The following is a 17,503-nucleotide window of genomic DNA, read 5'->3' on the forward strand; positions in this document are numbered from 1 at the left end:
GAATGAGTTACCGTCCGGCCACCTCGATGATGCCGTGGGCCCCGCGTTCCGCGTCGACCATCGCGTGTGACACGAACGGGTACCGACCGGGTTGGCCGAAGGTCAATTCGACGAATCCGCCTTGGGCCGCGGACAATCCGAGTGCCTGGGCACCGCCCGCGCCCAATCCTCGCTTGCCTCCCAGTCGGTAGTCGCCCTCAGACCACACGGTGTCGAACTGCCCACCGACGACGTGGAATGAGGTACCTCGGTTCGGTCCCGCGGCCAGCACCCAGATGCGGACTCGCTCGCCCACCCGCGCGGCCAGCGGCGCATGGTCGTATTGGCGGGCGTAGCCGTTGAACACCACCAGGTCGGGCTTATCCGCGGCGACCTTGTCCGCGTCGGCTTCTCCCCCGGGCGCGCCCAGGTACATCTCGGACTGGACGATCAGATACTCGCGGTCGACGCGCGGCAGGTCCGGCGGGTCGATGATCACCGCCCCGAACATGCCGTTGGCGATGTGCAGTGACATCGGCATCGTCGAGCAGTGGTAGAGCCAGATACCCGCCCGCGTCGCGGTGAACCGGTACACCAGGCGCTGGCCGGGTTGGATGGTCCGCATCGGTTCGTCCGGAGCGAGCGCCCCCGCGTGGAAGTCGATCGAATGCCCCGTACTGCCGTCGTTGACGAGGGTGATCTCGAAGACGTCGCCGACCCTGCCGTGCAACGTGGGGCCGGGGGCGGTACCGCCGAATGTCCACAGCCGCTGGGTGATTCCGGGCGAGACCTCCCGCTGGATTTCGGTCACCGGCAGCGTCACCCGGTGCGCGGCCGTTGCCTGTGGCAGCGTGGCGTCGCGTGCGGCGAAGCCGGGAGCCGGGTCTGCGCTGAGGCTGCGCGCGATATCTGCGGCGGAGATTGACGGGAGGTGCGCCGGGCCCTCGTGGTCTGGGTGGCCCGGGTGTGTGGAGGGCATCGGCGCACCGGTCACCCGGACCGAAAACGTCATGCCCATCTGCCGGTGTCCGGCCACCGCGCACCAGCCATCGAGGCTGGAACCGATCACGCCGGCATTGAGAACCGCCGACTCGCCGGGCGCGATGCGTCCGGTGCGGGTGCCGTTGGACAGCACCAGGTCATGTCGGTCGGTGCCCGTGTTGGCCAGGTTGATTTGCAGCCGGTCTCCGGCGGGAACCTCGACCGTGTCCGGCACGAAACGCATGCCCTCGATACGGACCGACACTGTGGTGGTGTGGCCCGTGGCGGCCACTGCCACCTGCGGCGACTTACCGATTCCGAGCGATGCGGGGTCCGCGGCCACGGCGGCTGCGGTCACCAGCACGACGACCGAGAGTCCGGCGGCGGCGATGCCGAGCCGTTGCCGCGACGGTGAGACCTGTGCGCCCGGCACCGAGGGCTTGTCGCGATCGCGGTGTACCCGCCACACCGCCCGAACCAGCAACGGCAGAAAGGCCGCGTAGGACGCCAGCACCAGCATGGATGCCGCGACCCGCACCAGACTGGGAGTCGGAAGAACGCAGAGCAACAGCCCGGCGTTGGCGACGGTCAGCCGCCACGGCGCCCCTCGCTCCAGCTCGGCTCCGGCCACCAGCGTTGCCGCACGCCCACCCATCACCACGGGCGCCAGGTAGCTCAGCGACCCGAGCAGCACTTGCACCAGGAAGCCGGCCAGCACCGGCGCGGTGAGTTTGGCGGCCGCCCCGAGCGCCACCGGCCAGGTCGGCGAGATCGCCAGTGCGACGGCGGCGAAGGCCAGCGACCCGATCAGCCAGGTGACACCGGCCAACACCGACAAGGTCGCAAAGTCGTTGGGCCGCTTGCGGCGAATCTCGTCGAGGTGCGGTCGCAGGACGATCCCGGCGGCACCCAGATACCCGACGGCGCCCAGGCCGGCGATCGGGGGCGAGCCCACCATCGCGCCACCGGCGGTGATGGCCAGCGACGCAAGCAGCGCCGGCAGGCCGAGTCGGGCGGCCACCTCGACGCCGTCGGCCATCCGGGTGCGCAGCATCGTCGGCCACAGCGTGACGAGCGTGCCCAGCACCGTGAGCCCCACCCAACCGAACAAATTCAGCGCCGCATGCGCGATCACGAACCGCTCGTGGAGATTGCCGGGCAGCGCCGGATTCGCCATCGCCACCCCGAGTCCCGCGCCGATCGCCAGACAGCCCGTCGCGGCCACGTAGTAATGCACGGTGACGCCGAAGCGGGCGGGCAACGCGGTACGCAGCTGCCGCAGAAGTGTCGCCCCGTGCGCCAGGGCGACGACTCCGACCACGACACCGCCCGCCAACACCACCAGCCACCACCGGCCCAGCATGCCGGCGACCACCGTGACGGCACCGGCGTTGAAGGCGCTGAGGCGCAACACTTCCACCGTCCGCGCCGGATCGGGGGGCCGGCGCAGCAACGCATCGGCGAAATGGCGGCTCCAGATCAGGATGGCGTTGCCGGCCGCGCCGAGTGCCAGCAGATGGACCAGCAGCCAGCCGGACAGCGGAAGGAACCGGTGCGCGACCGCCACGACGACGAGCGCGGCGAGCCAGGCGAACACGACCGCCCCGACACGCAGATGCCATCCCGACCGATTCATGCCGGCACCCGAGTTGCTGCTCGCGTCGCCGAATAACCGGCCACCGCAATGAAGCCGAGGACAGCCACGATGTTCAGGACGCCACCGGCCTGGAGTGCCCAGTGGACGCCGCGTGCGTCACCGACCGCCAGCCGAAGCAGCAGCGACAGGTGCAACAGCGCCGCCGCGCCGTACATCAAAGGGGTGTATGGCAGCGGGCGACGCAAGACGGCGGGCAAGACCACGGGTGCATGCGCCATGATCATCGACAGCACAAAGCCGAGCATCACCGCGTGCACCACCGCGTCATAGCCGGCGCCGGAACGGATTTGGCCGAGCAGCAGCCAGGTCGACGCGGGCACCAGCAACCACACGTAACCGGCAAGCAGGCAGACGGCCATGTATCGGGTCAGGCCCGTCGCGCGCACGGTGTGGCGAGCGACATCGAACCGGCCCAGCCACACCACCGTCGCCAGCAGCGCCGCGCCGAGCACTGGGTAGCCGGGCGCCGGCCACAACAACGCGGCGACCGTACCGGCGACCATCGCCACCGCGAGGACGATCAGCAGCGTCTCGGCGGGGGTACCGTGTATCGCCACGCGGGCGAGCTCGAGGCGCTCTCCGACGATCGTGAGGATGAGAAAACCCGACAGCCAGGGCAACAGGTCGGGAACCGGCACACCGCCCAGCCACAATAGCGCCGCACCGGTCGCCAGCACCGCGCCGGCCACCTGGACCAGAATCGCGATGTCGGCAGACCGTCGCCATAACGACACGTAGACCGCAACCAGCATCGCGGACCCGGCGAGCAGCATTACACCGCCAAGCTCTCGGGGCGCCGGCCCGACCAACAGCACCGCGCCGGCGCCGAGGAATGCCGGCCCCAGGTAGGCCCACCATCGATGCGCGGCCACGGCTCGCTCCAGTGCAACCACCGTGCCGACGAACCCGAGCACCAGTAGGACGCCGTGCACTTCGCCCAGCCGTGTGGTCGTGATCGGCGCGGGCAGGCCGAGGAGCCCCAGCGCCGCATCGAGTCCGGCCAAGAGCGCGAACCCACCGGGAACCAGTAGCAGCGCTCGGGCCGGGATCCGCCGGTCAATCACCATGTCGCACAGCGGGATCGGGCAGGAACAGCCGGCAGGCGCCGGGTTCGGCGAACGGAATGAGATCGAGCCCGCGGCCGCTGGGGGCGCCGAGCCGCTCGAGCATTCCCTCGACGATGCCGAGGTGGACCTGACAGACGACAGTGGGGTAACGACGGGCGGCGTCCAGCAAGGGGCAGCGGCGCAACGCGATGCCCCGTCCGGCGTCCGAGGTGCCTTCTGCGTGGTCGGGTGCGAAGCCGAGGCGGGTCAGCGCTTCGAGCACGGACTGCCGCGGACCGCTGCCGGCCTCAATCCCCTCGTCGATGAGTTCACGCCCCCACTCGATGCCGGCCGCCCGCGCATCGCGCTCGGCGTGGGCGCTGGTGCGAGCCAGATGACCGGCCAGAGCGGTCGCCAGACCCGCGTAATCGCGGACCGCGACGGCGGGGTCGGCGGCCGATGCGCGATACAACGTAGCCGGACGTCCGCGTCCGAGTGCGGTTGCTGTGGAACGCTCCGCGAGCCCGAGCCCAACGACCGCGTCGAGGTGTTCGCGAACGGTGTTGGGGTGCAGCTCAAGAGCGGTGGCGGCGTCGGCGACCCGGACGGGGGAGTGTGCGCGCACATACTCGAGCACCCGCAGTCGCTGCCCGGACAGCGCCACCGGCGACCGGAGCACCGGCGTCGGTTCGGGCCCCAGGACGGCCAAGCCTTTTTTCACGGAATTTATTGTAGTAAATTAGAGGGCAATGCACATAGGGCAATGAGTCACATTCGCTCAGCGGAGCTTCTGGACTCGACGGGAAGGAACCAACATGCCAGCCAACGATGTGATCGTCGCGTCCACAGCTGCTGACGCCGAGGCGGTCGAAGCCATCAAGGGTCATCACGCTCAGCTCGCCGGGCAGCTTGGGGTGCTCACCGATGCGATGCTGTGGGCGGTCGAGCGCGGTGCGGACTTCGAGCCGGCGCGCGCAGCGGTCCTGGCCTTCCTGGCCGGTGAGCTGCTGCCGCACGCCGCCGCCGAAGAGGACCGCCTCTACCCGGCCGCCACCCGCACCGGGCTCGCGCGGCCGCTGGTCGAATCGATGATCGCGGTGCACCGCGTCATCGGCTCGCTCGTCGAGCGCATCCGCATCGAGCCACCGCTGCGTGCGGCCGCGTCCGGCCACGCCCTGCGGGTGGTGTTCGACGCCCACCTGACCGACGAGAACGAGCGGATCCTGCCGATCGTGGCCGGCGATCCGGAGGTCTCCCTCGTCGAGGTGACCCACGGGATGCACGAGCTCCTCGGCCATGCCCACCCAACCAACGGCGCCGAGCCATCGCAGACCTGCGGCTGTGGCGAAGCCGATACCGACGCGCCCGTGCTCGACGTTCGCGACGTGCCGCACTCGATCCGGCATGCCACCGTGTTCGGCGCGTTCGACGCCGTTCCGGCCGGCGGCGCGCTGGTGCTGGTGGCTCCCCATGATCCAATCCCGCTCCTGCACCAACTCGACCACCGCGCCTCGGGCCGTCTCGAAATTCAGTACGAGCAGCGCGGGCCGGAGGCCTGGCGGCTGCGCCTGACCAAGCGGTAGGAAACCGCTACTTCAGACAGGAAGCTCGAAATCCGTTGTGACGCAGCAGACTCGAGCGTCAGCCGAATGCTAGCCTTCGCGGGATAACGCCGCGCGAGGGCAGGCTTCGATGGCCTGCTCGACCAGCGTCTCCTGCTCGACGGGAACGGGGTCGGTGATGACCACGGCGTATTCGTCGTCGTCGAGTTGGAACACCTTCGGCGCGATATTCACGCAAAACGCGTTGCCCTCACAGCGATCACGGTCTACCACGACGCGCATGTGAATCCTCCTTTAGTCCGAGTCGGGCTGTCGGATGGGCTGGGAGAGCGCAACAGTCGAACCTCACCCACCCGCTTGCTGGCATACCCATCCATCCGGGGCGCGGCCGGTCTCGATGAACCGGCGCAATTCCGCGCTCGTTTGTGGTGGTACGTCGGTGTCGGCGTTGGGATAGATGACCGGCTCCTCTTTTGAGTTGTGCTGGTGAAGTTGGTCCAGCAGCTGCACGCACGTATCCCTCAGCCGGGAGCTGTAGTTTCCGTCAGCGAGCAGATCCGTCAGCGCATCCATGGTGCGCCACAGCTGACCATGCTCGCGCATCATCACGAAGATCGGCATCACGATCCCGGCGTCCCGGAGCGGAGGGAACACGAAGACTTCTTCGAGGTAGATGTGCCGGCGCAGCGCCTCCAACGTCTCGGTGAGTAGTTCGTGATGCAAGCCGCCGCCATCGAGCTTTTCGATGAAAGTCTCTATCGCGACATCGATCTCGCGGTGTTCCCTCGTCAGCTCGGCAGCTAAGGTCAGGCTGGGCATCGCGGGCTCCTCTCAGCCAGCGGAGCGGGCGGATTCGCTCTCGTCGAGCTCGGCGTCGACACTGATCGTGGCGCTGGCGAACAATCGCGATACCGGACACAGGGCAGCGGCCTGGCCGACCACGGCGGCGAACGCTTCGTCATCCAGGCCCGCGACCTGCGCCCTGACTTTCAACCGCGACGTGGTGATCGTCGGGATTCCGTCGACCGCGTCCAGGATAACGGTGGCAGTGACATCGAGTCGCTGTGGCGGCGTGTGGTTTTCGCCCAACTTCAACGCCAGTGCCATCGCGAAACACGACGAGTGTGCCGCCGCCGCCAGCTCCTCGGGGCTGGTCTTGCCGCCCGGCTGCTCAGTCCGGGAGGCCCAGGTCAACGGCAGGCCATCCAGGGCCGCACTGCTGCCCTGTGACAGCATGCCCTTGCCTGAGGCCAGCGGGCCTTCCCACTGGGTCTGCGTGCTCCGTTCGGCAATGCTCATAGTCCGCGACTCCTTTATCGGCGACCCAAGGGGCCAGTTTTTACAAGCCTGACTTGTGTAAACGCTAGACCATGGCGGCGCGTGTTGGCTAGAGGGTTGTGAGGCTTGTCGACTGAGCAAGCGTTCGATGCATTGGATCCGCGCAACGTCGCTCCGGCACTCGATATTTCGTGCGGAGGCGTCAGGATGGACTGCCCGCTTGGACGCGGTCGGCGGCGGTTCTGATCTCGTCGAGATGCTGGGCCACACCGGCTTTGGCGGGCCATCGCCCATACCCGGCAGGAACACCAGCGTCGTGTCGGGAATGGCTCCGGCTATCGCGCGTCCGCCGGCGAAACGGATCAGCCGGTCGTCTCGACCGTGCAGGACGACGGCGGGGATGCGCAGTTTGGCGAGGTCAGTCGGCGGTCGGTGTGGGCCAGCATCGCGGCGGCTTGGCGGGCCCGCGCAGCTGGATCGAGTCCTCCTCGGCTATGTCCTCGAGCCGGTAGGGCGCAGTTCCTGGATCGCGTCGTGCGGCCCGCCTGGACGGAGCTCAGAACCCGTCCAGATGGGTCGACCGGAATCGCGGTTGTCAAACCGCGCGACGTGAAATCCTTTGTTTACCAGAGCAGCACAGAGGTCGTCCTGCCAATAATGCATGTCGGCCACGGGACCGGTCATCAACAGCGGCGGGTCTCCGGCGCTGCCGACGCGCTCGGTGGCGGCCGAAATAGTCGTCGGCACATGCTCGATCAGTGATGCGATGGCAACTTCTGTTCGGCGATCCAGTTAAGCCTAATACCGCCGGCTCCGTGCGATTCGGACCCGGTGACGCGAACGTACGACGGAACTGACGGTCAAGGCGGTTGCGTAGTCGGGCTACGAGCGACGACTTCGTGGACTCGGCGCCCGCCCCGGTGGCTGCGTCGGCGGCGGGTCTTTCACCGAAATAGGAGGAATCGCCAGGGTAATCGGCTTACTGACGGGGACGGTGACCGGCTGGCCATGGTGGGCCAGGTGCAGTGGTCCACCCGAACGTAGGGCATACGTTGCGGAGGATGCCGCGACCTCAACCGCGAGGCACCGCCCGTGCAAGGTGATGGTGAAGGCGAGCCGAGTCAGCGCGTCGGGCAGACGCGGGGCGAAGGTGAGGGCTCCGTTTTGGTCTCGCATGCCCGCCAGCCCGGCGATCAGGGCGATCCAACTGCCGGCGAGGGCGGCCATGTGTAGCCCGTCGCGGGTGTTGTGTTCCAGGTCGTCGAGGTCCATCAGAGCGGCCTCGCCAAGATAGTCGTAAGCCAGCGCGGTGTGCCCGACCTCGGCGGCGATGACCGCCTGGGTGCACGCGGAAAGGGACGAGTCGCGGACGGTCAGCTTTTCGTAGTAGGCGAAGTTACGGGCTTTCTGGTCGGGGGTGAAGGCGTCGGTGCGGCGATGCATGGCCAGAACAAGGTCGGCTTGTTTGACCACTTGTTTGCGATACAGGTCGAAGTACGGGTAGTGCAGCAGCAGCGGGTACCGCTCGGCAGGAGTGGCTTCGAAATTCCAGACCTGATGAGTGGTGAAGCCGTCGGCCTGCGGGTGCACACCGAGCACCTCGTCGTAGGGGAGGTACACGGCCTCGGCGGCCGCCCGCCATCGGGCGGTCTCCTCTTCGTCGATGCCGAGTGCGCGGGCCCGATCGGGATGGCGGTCGGCGGCGTCGGCGGCGGCCCGCAGGTTTTGTTGTGCCATCAGGTTGGTGTAGACGTTGTTGTCGGCGACCGCACTGTATTCGTCGGGGCCGGTAACCCCGTCGATACGGAAGCGCCCGTCGATGTCGTAGTGACCGAGAGATGCCCAGAGCCGGGCGGTTTCGGTGAGCAGCTCAACGCCGACGTCACGCTCGAATGCATCGTCACCGGTGGTGTCACGGTAACGGATGACGGCGTCCGCGATCGCGGCGTTGATGTGAAACGCGTCGGTCCCTGCCGGCCAGTAGCTGGAGCATTCTTCGCCACGGATGGTGCGCCACGGGAAGGCGGCACCGGTCAGCCCTAGCTGGGCGGCGCGTGCGGTGGCCAGCGGCAGGGTGGAGTGGCGCCAGCGCAGCGCTTGCGCCGCGGCGTCGGGGAAGACTTGGGTCAACACTGGCAACACGTAGGCTTCGGTGTCCCAGAAGCTGTGTCCGAAGTACCCGGGCCCGGTAAGTCCTTTCGCGGGAATCGCTCTGCCCTCCGCGCGGGCGGCGGCCTGCAGGATGTGGAACAGCGCGAACCGCACCGCGTGCTGGATCTGGGGATCGCCGTCGAGTTCGATGTCGGCGCGCTCCCAGAATTCGTCGAGGAAGGCGCGCTGCGCGACGCGTAGACCGTCCCATCCGGTCTGTTGCGCGGCGAACAAGGCGGCGTCGGCCTGATCACGCACCGCGGGCAGTGAGCGGTGCCCCGACCAGCCGTAGGCGACGAACTTGTCCAGCCGCAGCCGGTCCCCGGGTCGGAGCTCGGCCGTAATGGTCACCCGGCCCAGATGCGGGAAACTTTCGGAGGTCACCACCGTGGTGTCGGGCCCATCCACGACATGCTCCATCACCGCAGCGATACACAGCTCACTGTTGGCCGTGGTGTGGACCAGCCCCGCGAGGGTGCCCCTCGCCACGTGGTCGCGGGCGATCAGCGGCGCGAGTTCCGGTAGCCCCGCCCTCGGGTCACCGGGCGGGGGCGCGGGCAGCGCCTCGTTTGCGACCAACTCGGACTGGATCACCACCCGCACCACACGGTCGAGAGCCTCGACCTGATAGCGGATCGCACCGATCGCACGTTGCACCAGCGACACCAACCGGGTCGAGGACACGCGCACGGCACATCCTGCCGGCGATGCCCAGTCAGTGCGCCGATGTAAGACTCCCTCGCGAAAGTCCAGGCGCCACTCGTGGGCATCAAGCCACCCGTAGGTGACGTCGAAGGGCTCGTCGTCGACAAGCAGGCGAATCAGCTTGCCGTTGGTCACATTTTTGACAACCTGCCCGGACTCCGGGTAGCCGTAGCCTGGTTCCACATAGGGCAGGGTCCGCCGCTCGTGCACCCCGTTGAGGTAGCTGCCCGGCAATCGGTGTGGCTCACCCTCATCGAGGTTTCCCCGCCACCCGATGTGCCCATTCGACAGCGCGAACAGCGATTCGATTTGCGCAAGCACCTCCAGGTCGAGCGCTGTACAACGCAGACACCATGGTTCCATCCGGAACGAAGGATGCTTGATCATCGGTGGCGAATCGCATCCGTCGACATGGTGTGGGCGTGGTGCGCGCCAAGCTGATTGGGTTTGCCGACTACACGCGATACTTGCCGGCACGGCATCAATGCTCGCGCGTTAGCACCTCGCCGTTGACTGCAGCAGATTCTCAGTTCACTGGCCTTCCCGAGCATCCTCGTCGTACCCGGCGATCACGCCTGGCGCTGGTATCCCGCCGTCGGCGAGGACGGCAAGCGCATTCATCTCCTCGGTAATGTCAATCCCCGTGGGGCACCACGCGATACAGCGTCCACAGCCCACGCAGCCGGTGCTGCCGAACTGGTCGTGCCAGGTGCCGAGCTTGTGGGTGATCCAGTGCCGGTATCGCGACTGGCCGGACTGCCGCACGCTGCCGCCCCCGTGGATGAACGTGAAATCGAATTCGAAACACGAGGCCCAGTGCTGCCAGCGCTCGGCGTGCTCGCCGGCCAGGTCGGTGATGTCCTCTACGTTGGTGCAATAGCAGGTCGGGCAAACCATCGTGCAGTTGCCGCAAGTCAGGCATCGGCTCGCCACGTCGTCCCAACGCGGGGATTCGCGCGAGACTATCAGCAGCTCGCGCAGGTCTCTGCCGGGCATCTGCCGGCCCATCTTGCCGGCCGCATCGGCGACGTCGCACCGTGCCGCGTCAATCTCGGTAGCGGTAGCGTCTCGGTGCGTCACCGCGGCCAGCACCGCGGCACCGTCTGCGCTGCCCACGTCGACGACGTAGCGGCAACCATCGCTGTCGATGCGTTCGGTCAGCGCCAGGTCGTAGCGGTGCCCCAAGCCCGGCCCGACCGCGGGTCCGGTTCCCATCGATGCGCAAAAGCACAATCCGCCCGGCTCGGTGCAGTTGACCGCCACGACGAAAATCTTGCGGCGGCGTGCCACGAACCCCTGGTCCGGGTAGTCGCCGACACCGAGCACACCGTTGAGAATCGCGATCGACGACAGGTCGCAGGCGCGCACCCCGATGAACGCGTACTGCGGAGTCTCTTGCGGCTCAGTGGTTTCCGCGCCATCTGCCGTGCCAGCCCATAACTTCTGCCGCGGTGGGTGAAGGAACTGCTTCCACGATTGGGCACCGGCCGAATGGCCGAACAGCGCGTCGTCGCCTCGGCGTCGCAGCCGATAATGTCCCGGGCCCACGTCCACTCCCCAACCTTGGGGGAGATCGGCGGCAGAGGTCAGCTCGGCCAGCACGATCGCGTTACCGTCACGCGACAGCGTGGGACCCACGACGCGGTACCCGCGATCGATCAACTCGGATATGAGTTGCTGTAAGCCCGCGCCATCAATCACCGCGCTGCGATCGGCGTCGCTGATGCCGTCCTCGCCCATGGCCTTATCATGCCCCTCCGGCCGCCGAGTGCACAGTGCCCGAGGTGCGGCCCCGCCCGCACCGCCCGCCACGACGGCGGTCCCGGCGATCCGCTTAGGCCACTGGCGCAACTACGGGGAAGACGGCGCTGCGGCACCGATCGCCACCGCACGTTGCAGGACATCGCGGAACATGGCGCTGGTGAGGGTGCGCGTGGACACGTTGCGCTGACTGGGGTGATAGCAGCCGAACAAATGCAATTCGCGGCGGCGGGATTCATCCGCGATCAGGATGTGGGTTCCGTGACCGAATTTGGGGCGGGGCTTGGGGAGTGACCAACCCGCATCGGCAAGGATCGGAAGCAATGCCTGCCACGCAAATCCACCCAGCGCCACGATGACGGACAGGGTGGGGCTCAGCAACTGCAGTTCTCGGACCAGCCAGGGGCGGCAGGCCTCGCGCTCGCCGGTGGTGGGCTGATTGTTCGGCGGGGCGCAGTGCACCGGGACGGTGATGCGGACACCGTTCAACTCCATGCCGTCGCCGCGGCGTGTGGAGGTGGGTTGCGAGGCGACACCGATGGCATGCAGGGCCGCATAGAGCAGATCGCCGGACGGGTCACCGGTGAAGATGCGGCCGGTGCGATTTCCGCCGTGCGCGGCCGGCGCGAGACCGACGATCGCGACAGCGGCATCCATCGGTCCGAACCCGGGCACAGGTTTGGCCCAATAGTCCCAGTCTCGATACGCGTGGCGTTTGACCACGGCGACGTGCTCGCGCCAGGCAACCAGGCGGGGGCAAGCCCGGCACTGAATCAACCGCGCCTCCAACGCGCCCGGTGTCCGGGCGTCGGCCGCCGCGTGCCGGGGGAAATCGGGGGCGCTGCGGTCGAATTCGGCCGACTGCGGAGCGCCGTTCTGGTCACGGTGTGGCATTCGGTCTCCTGCGTCATCCTACCGTCATCGAAATTGCCCGCTCTCGATACGCGATTCGGAGTACGCTTGCTGGCGGAGTCAATGAGGGGTGAGCCATGAGCGGTCATGTCTCCTATCGCAGGGTTTACGACGAGGTTTCGCCGTCCGACGGCGCACGCGTGCTGGTTGACCGGGTCTGGCCGCGCGGCATGCGGAAGGAAGCCCTCCAGCTGACCGAGTGGTTGCGCGAGGCCGCGCCCTCGACCGAATTGCGGCAATGGTATTCCCACGAGCCCGAGAAATTCACGGAATTCCGGCGGCGCTATCTGGCCGAATTGAAGTCGCCGGAACGTCGCGGCGCCGTCGAGCATCTAAAGGAAATCGCCCGCAAAGGCGACCTGGTACTGCTGACGGCCACCCGCGACGTCGACCACAGTCAGGCGGCGGTTCTGGCTGGATGGCTCGGTGAGACCCGCGGCAGGCCTTAGTCAGTCAGGCCCGGCAGGCGTAACCTCACGAATGTGGATCCGCAAGACGGCACGGCGGTGTCGCTGGCCCACGTGACAGCCGGAGACGTCATGTCTTCGCCGGTGATCACTGTCCTGGCCGATGCGTCCACACAGCAGGTGGCCGACACCCTGGCCCGGCACCGGATCAGCGCGGTACCCGTAGTCGATCACACGGGAACACTTTTGGGTCTGGTCAGCGAGCACGACCTGCTATCGAAAACCGGCGCAGTGGCGAGTGACCTGATGACCACCGCGCTGGTCAGCGTGACGGTGGATAGCGCTGCCGACGACATCCGGCATCTACTGATCGACCGGCGTATCCGCCGGGTTCCGGTGATGAAAGGCGGCCGCCTGGTCGGGATCGTGAGCCGCCATGACCTGGTGGCGGTCATGGCGACGGAATGGGTGTGCCAGGTTTGCGGTGAGCCGGTGCGTGGTCAGCATCCCCCCACCGCGTGTCCGAAATGCCATGGAGGAGGCGCGCAATTCGCCCTGCAGGAGCAACCACCGGGTACCTAGCGGGAGGGTAATGACAGATCAGCCGACTCCGACCCCGAGACCGGGTTCCGATGGACCCGCCGGATTCCCGGCCCAGGAACCCGCTGAGACCCTCCGCGACTACTACCGACAGATGACGCTGATCCGGGCGTTCGAGCTGCGGTCGGCCGAGATGTATCAGCGGGCGAAAATCGGTGGATACTGCCACCTCAACCTGGGCGAGGAAGCCACAGTGGTCGGCCTGATGGCGGCACTGGAGCCGCGCGATTACCTGTACACGACCTATCGCGAGCACGGATATGCCCTTGCCCGCGGACTCGATCCGGGTCGTGTCATGGCAGAGCTTTTCGGCAAGTCCACCGGCGTGTCCGGGGGCCGCGGCGGCTCGATGCATCTCTTCGATCGCACGTTGCGCCTATTCGGCGGGTACGGCATCGTCGGCGGCCAGATCCCGCCGGCCACCGGTGCGGCCCTGGCCCTTACCTATCGCGACGGCCCCGGACCCGATGCCGAAGCCGTGATGTGCGTGCTCGGTGACGGCACCACCAACATCGGCTCGTTTCACGAGGCGCTGAACCTGGCCGGGTTGTGGCACCTCCCGATCGTGTATGTGATCGTCAACAACGGGTTGGGTATGGGGACCCCGGTGGAGAAGGCCGCGGCGGAGCCCGAGTTGTACAAGCGCGGCTGCTCCTACCGGATCCCCGGGGAACGTGTCGACGGTGACGACGCGCTCGCGGTGCGCGACGCTGCCAGGGCCGCACTCTCGCGTGCCCGGACCGAACGTCAGCCCGGCCTGCTAGAGGCGATGTGCCAGCGGCTGCGCGGCCACTCCGTGGTGGATCCTGCGAAGTACCGCTCCCGCGACGAGGTTGCGCGGCTACGCGCGCTCGATCCCGTTCCGGCGTTTCGTCATCGGTTGATCGAGGCGGGCATTCTCGACGACAAGGCGGCGCACGACGTGGAGGAACAGGCCGAGGCACGGGTCGACGCCGCGGTGGAGTTCGCCGCCGCCAGCCCCGATCCGAATCCCGGTGAGCTGTTTGACTATGTCTATGCCACGGCGGTTGCCAATGCGCCACACCAGCTGCCGGGTGATCCCGTCGTTTCCGGTCCGGTGCAACAGCCATGACCGTGATGACGTATCGGCAAGCGCTGCACGACACACTGCGCGCCGAATTGTTGCGGGACCAATCAGTATTTCTGATCGGCGAGGAGATCGGTGTCTTCGAAGGCTCCTACAAGATCACGGCAGGGCTGTTGGCGGAGTTCGGGCCCACCCGGGTGGTCGACACACCGATCTGCGAGGGGGGATTCGTCGGTGCTGCGATCGGTGCGGCGATGCTTGGCATGCGCCCGATCGTGGAGATCATGACGATCAACTTCAGCCTGCTGGCGATCGACCAGATCGTCAACCATGCCGCCAAGATGCACGCGATGTTCGCGGGCCAGGTGTCCGTGCCGCTGGTGATTCGCACCCCCGGCGGCGGCGGGCAGCAGCTGGCGGCGACCCACTCGCAGAACCTGGAAGTCTGGTACGCGCACGTGCCCGGGATGAAAGTGCTTACCCCGGCCACCCCGGCGGATGCCAAAGCGCTGCTCACCGCGGCCGTCCGCGACGATGACCCGGTGCTGTTGCTGGAGAATCTGGCGCTCTACAACACCAAGGGGGAGGTTCCCGACGGCGAGCAAATCGGCGAAATCGGGAAGGCTTCGATCGCCAAGCCCGGAACCGACCTGACCGTCGTCGCGTACTCGCGGTCCACGGTGATCGCGTTGGACGTCGCCCGCCGGTTCGAGGACGACGGGGTATCCATCGAAGTGGTAGACCTGCGCAGCCTGCGGCCGCTGGACCGGGAAACGATCTGCGCCTCGGTGCGCAAGACCAGCAGAGCCGTGATCCTCGAGGATGACTGGCTCAGCTACGGCGTGGGTGCGGAGATCGCGGCGACGATCGCCGAAGGCGCCTTCGACTATCTCGATGCGCCGATCCGACGGGTCGCCGCCGCCGAGGTGCCGCTGCCGTACGCCAAGCCGCTCGAGCTGGCAGCCCTGCCCGATGCCGCCGACCTGACCAAGGTCATCGGCGAGGTTCTCGACGCCAGCCGGTTCACCTGATGAGAGGGACCCGCCATGGTCGACGTGCTGATGCCGCGGTTGTCGGACACTATGACCGAAGGTGTCGTCGGCCAATGGCTTAAGGGCGAGGGTGACATCGTCGCGCCCGGCGACGTACTCGCCGAAATCGAGACGGACAAGGCCACCATGGAACTCGAGGCCTACGACGGCGGCGTGCTGACGCGCATCATCGCTCCCCCCGGAAGCACCGTACCCATCGGTCAGCCGATCGCCGTCATCGACGACTCAACGGCGGTTGACGTACCCAAAACTGTTGGCGGGCAAGCCGACACGTCCGCATCCCGGGCGTTTTCCCCTGAAGCCCGGCCGGTCCCGCCGCCGCCCGCCGCTTCGGTGCGCGCCACCCCGCTCGTCCGCACCCTGGCGCGTGAGCACGGAATTGACCTTACCCGCGTGACCGGCACCGGCCCGGGCGGACGCATCGTGCGCAAAGATATCGACGGCATCATCGACCAGCGTTCCGCTGCTGCACAACCTGGGCCCCCGACGGCGCTCCCGACGGGAACTGGGGGCGGAGACGACGAGCAGGTGCCGCTGTCTTCGATACGACGTATCACGGCGCAGCGGCTCACCGAAAGCGCTGCCGCACCGCACTTCTACCTGACCGCCGTCGCCGACGCCGGCGCGCTGCAGAGGCTACGCAACGAACTCAACGCGGAGTTTCCGGATACCGGGCCAAAAATCAGCGTCACCGATCTGTTGATACGGGCGTGCGCGGTAACGCTGCGCACCCACCTGCACGTCAATTCCTCGTGGGGCGGCGATCACCTGGTGCGGCACGGCCACGTGAACGTGGGATGCGCCGTCGCTACCGACAGCGGGCTCCTGGTGCCTGTCATCCGCGATGCGGACCGCAAAACCCTTACCGAGATCGGGGGCGAGGCGCATGCCCTCATCGATCGGGCGCGAGCCGGCAAGCTCACGCCGAACGAGTTGACCGGTAGCACCTTCACCGTGAGCAACCTCGGGATGTACGGCATCGACCATTTCACCGCCGTCATCAACCCGCCGGAGGCGGCGATCCTCGCCGTCGGTGCCGTCCAGGAAGAGGCCGTCGTCCGGGACGGTCAGCTCACCGCGGCAACCACATTGAAGCTCACGCTGTCCATCGACCACCGCGTGCTCGACGGCGCCACAGCCGCGGTGTTTCTGCAAGATCTGGTGAAGCTGCTCGAACACCCGCTTCGCATCCTCGCCTGAGCGCAAGAATCGGATCACGTTGTCGCTCAACGTCGGTAAGCGCTGATCACATCCGGATCGGGGTCCAATCCCAGGCCCGGTCCGAGAGGGACCGACACCTGGCCCGCGGTCGGGGCGAGGGCATCGTCATAGACGGCGGCCTCCAGTTCGAACCAGCGCCATTCGATCATGGAGTCAGGGGTACCAAGCGCGGCCGTCGCATGAATCGCCGCGAGCAGGCCCGGGCCGTCGTAGAAGGAGTGCGTCATCACCGGGACGTTGCGGGCCGCCGCGAGAGGAAAAACCTTACACAGCTCGCTGATGCCGCCCATCTTGGCCGGGCTCGGCTGTACGAAGTCCACCGCCCTTGCGGCGAGCATGCGCTCGAATTCCATGAGCGTCGAGACGTTTTCGCCGGACGAGATGCGGATGCCGCTGATTCGTCGCAGTTCGGCAAGACCGACGAAATTCTCCGGCGGCCAGAGCGGCTCCTCGAGAAATTTGAGTCCAACCGGCTTGAGTTCCTGAGCGAAAACGTCGGCTTCGGTCAAGGTCCACGGACAGCCGGCGTCCACAATCAGCTCCACGTCGGGGCCGGCTTCCTCGCGGGCCGCGCGGATTGCCGGCATGCTCACCTCGTGCAGCTTGATTCCCCGAAATCCAGCATCGAGGGTTCGCCGAACCGCGGTGCGGACCAGCGCGGGGTCGGCATAGCACGCCAAGCTCGCGTAGCAAGGCATAGCGGTCATTCCGCCGCCGAGAAGCCGGCACACCGGGGTGTTGGCGAGCTTGCCGGCGATATCCCACAGGGCGATGTCCACCGCCGAGAGCGCATAGGTCAAGGCATCGCCGCGTCCGAAAACATGCAGGTTCTTTTGAACCTCCAGCATCAGGGGCCCGATCCGGGTGGCGTCCCGGCCAATGCAGAGCGGCGCGATCAGTTCATCGACGGCAAGCTTGGCCGAATCGACGGCGCGAAAACCGAAGGCTTCGCCCCAACCCTCCACTCCGTCGCGGGTTGTGACCTTGACGAGCAGCGAGTCTGCGGCGGACAGCTCGTCGCCCCAGAGGGACGCCCCGGGTATGCTGCCCGCCTTCAAGGGGATACGCAGCGGAACCGTTTCGATCTTGGCGATGACTGCCGTGCGATCTGCGGCAATGGGAGACATCTGCGACTCCTGATGC

Annotated in this window: 16 protein-coding genes; 6 read left to right on the top strand and 10 right to left on the bottom strand. The window is 67.1% G+C overall.

The features are described from left to right. Window positions 1-7: 7 nt before the first annotated feature. The 3 genes from A5678_RS10040 to A5678_RS10050 are packed head-to-tail and all read right to left on the bottom strand — an operon-like array spanning window position 8 to window position 4,384. Complete coding sequence (locus tag A5678_RS10040) at window positions 8-2,596, bottom strand: multicopper oxidase domain-containing protein (protein WP_068041499.1); 2,589 nt, start codon at window positions 2,594-2,596, stop codon at window positions 8-10. Beyond that, complete coding sequence (locus A5678_RS10045; protein WP_082945481.1) at window positions 2,593-3,684, bottom strand: hypothetical protein; 1,092 nt, start codon at window positions 3,682-3,684, stop codon at window positions 2,593-2,595. Before A5678_RS10045 ends, A5678_RS10040 begins: the two co-directional genes overlap by 4 nt. Beyond that, complete coding sequence (locus A5678_RS10050; RefSeq protein WP_068041501.1) at window positions 3,674-4,384, bottom strand: metalloregulator ArsR/SmtB family transcription factor; 711 nt, start codon at window positions 4,382-4,384, stop codon at window positions 3,674-3,676. The genes A5678_RS10045 and A5678_RS10050 overlap by 11 nt, the downstream gene beginning before the upstream one ends. Before the next feature lie 94 nt (window positions 4,385-4,478). Here A5678_RS10050 and A5678_RS10055 point away from each other — a divergent pair, with 94 nt between their 5' ends. Then, window positions 4,479-5,246 carry a DUF2249 domain-containing protein gene (locus A5678_RS10055; protein WP_068041503.1) on the top strand — a complete coding sequence of 256 codons (768 nt, stop codon included), beginning with the start codon at window positions 4,479-4,481 and terminating at the stop codon, window positions 5,244-5,246. Window positions 5,247-5,315: 69 nt separating this feature from the next. Here A5678_RS10055 and A5678_RS10060 read toward each other — a convergent pair whose 3' ends face one another. The 6 genes from A5678_RS10060 to A5678_RS10085 form a co-directional block, all read right to left on the bottom strand. Further along, window positions 5,316-5,507, bottom strand: coding sequence for a ferredoxin (locus A5678_RS10060; protein WP_068041507.1), 192 nt, complete (start codon window positions 5,505-5,507; stop codon window positions 5,316-5,318). Window positions 5,508-5,570: 63 nt separating this feature from the next. After that, window positions 5,571-6,044 (bottom strand): hemerythrin domain-containing protein, encoded by a 474-nt coding sequence (locus tag A5678_RS10065; protein ID WP_068041510.1) that lies wholly within the window; start codon window positions 6,042-6,044, stop codon window positions 5,571-5,573. A gap of 12 nt (window positions 6,045-6,056) precedes the next feature. Further along, the gene (locus tag A5678_RS10070; RefSeq protein ID WP_068041514.1) at window positions 6,057-6,524 is read right to left on the bottom strand and encodes an OsmC family peroxiredoxin; all 468 of its coding nucleotides are present in this window, start codon (window positions 6,522-6,524) and stop codon (window positions 6,057-6,059) included. Between the two features lie 861 nt (window positions 6,525-7,385). Further along, complete coding sequence (locus A5678_RS10075) at window positions 7,386-9,746, bottom strand: glycoside hydrolase family 65 protein (RefSeq protein WP_068041516.1); 2,361 nt, start codon at window positions 9,744-9,746, stop codon at window positions 7,386-7,388. A gap of 144 nt (window positions 9,747-9,890) precedes the next feature. Beyond that, window positions 9,891-11,099 carry a 4Fe-4S dicluster domain-containing protein gene (locus A5678_RS10080; RefSeq protein WP_082945482.1) on the bottom strand — a complete coding sequence of 403 codons (1,209 nt, stop codon included), beginning with the start codon at window positions 11,097-11,099 and terminating at the stop codon, window positions 9,891-9,893. A gap of 111 nt (window positions 11,100-11,210) precedes the next feature. Continuing rightward, window positions 11,211-12,014 carry a uracil-DNA glycosylase gene (locus tag A5678_RS10085; RefSeq protein ID WP_068041519.1) on the bottom strand — a complete coding sequence of 268 codons (804 nt, stop codon included), beginning with the start codon at window positions 12,012-12,014 and terminating at the stop codon, window positions 11,211-11,213. 95 nt (window positions 12,015-12,109) lie between these two features. Between A5678_RS10085 and A5678_RS10090 the strand changes: the two genes are divergently transcribed. From A5678_RS10090 to A5678_RS10110, 5 genes are read left to right on the top strand one after another with little or no spacing between them, the layout of a single operon-like run. Beyond that, a complete protein-coding gene (locus A5678_RS10090; protein WP_068041523.1) occupies window positions 12,110-12,481 on the top strand; it encodes a DUF488 domain-containing protein in 372 nt (123 codons plus the stop codon). A gap of 33 nt (window positions 12,482-12,514) precedes the next feature. Further along, window positions 12,515-13,021 carry a CBS domain-containing protein gene (locus A5678_RS10095; protein WP_197502090.1) on the top strand — a complete coding sequence of 169 codons (507 nt, stop codon included), beginning with the start codon at window positions 12,515-12,517 and terminating at the stop codon, window positions 13,019-13,021. A gap of 10 nt (window positions 13,022-13,031) precedes the next feature. Continuing rightward, complete coding sequence (gene pdhA / locus A5678_RS10100; protein ID WP_068041524.1) at window positions 13,032-14,132, top strand: pyruvate dehydrogenase (acetyl-transferring) E1 component subunit alpha; 1,101 nt, start codon at window positions 13,032-13,034, stop codon at window positions 14,130-14,132. Between the two features lie 5 nt (window positions 14,133-14,137). Beyond that, entirely contained in the window at window positions 14,138-15,118 is a 981-nt protein-coding gene (locus A5678_RS10105; RefSeq protein WP_197502092.1) for an alpha-ketoacid dehydrogenase subunit beta, read from the top strand. A gap of 15 nt (window positions 15,119-15,133) precedes the next feature. After that, on the top strand, window positions 15,134-16,339 hold the full coding sequence (locus A5678_RS10110) for a dihydrolipoamide acetyltransferase family protein (protein WP_197502091.1): 1,206 nt from the start codon (window positions 15,134-15,136) through the stop codon (window positions 16,337-16,339). A 26-nt stretch (window positions 16,340-16,365) separates the two neighbouring features. On the opposite strand, the gene A5678_RS10115 is transcribed toward A5678_RS10110, so the two are convergent. Next, the gene (locus A5678_RS10115) at window positions 16,366-17,487 is read right to left on the bottom strand and encodes a mandelate racemase/muconate lactonizing enzyme family protein (RefSeq protein WP_068041532.1); all 1,122 of its coding nucleotides are present in this window, start codon (window positions 17,485-17,487) and stop codon (window positions 16,366-16,368) included. Window positions 17,488-17,503 lie beyond the last annotated feature (16 nt).

Origin of the sequence: Mycobacterium sp. E2733, assembly GCF_001667585.1 — a bacterium.
Classification (GTDB): Bacteria; Actinomycetota; Actinomycetes; order Mycobacteriales; family Mycobacteriaceae; genus Mycobacterium.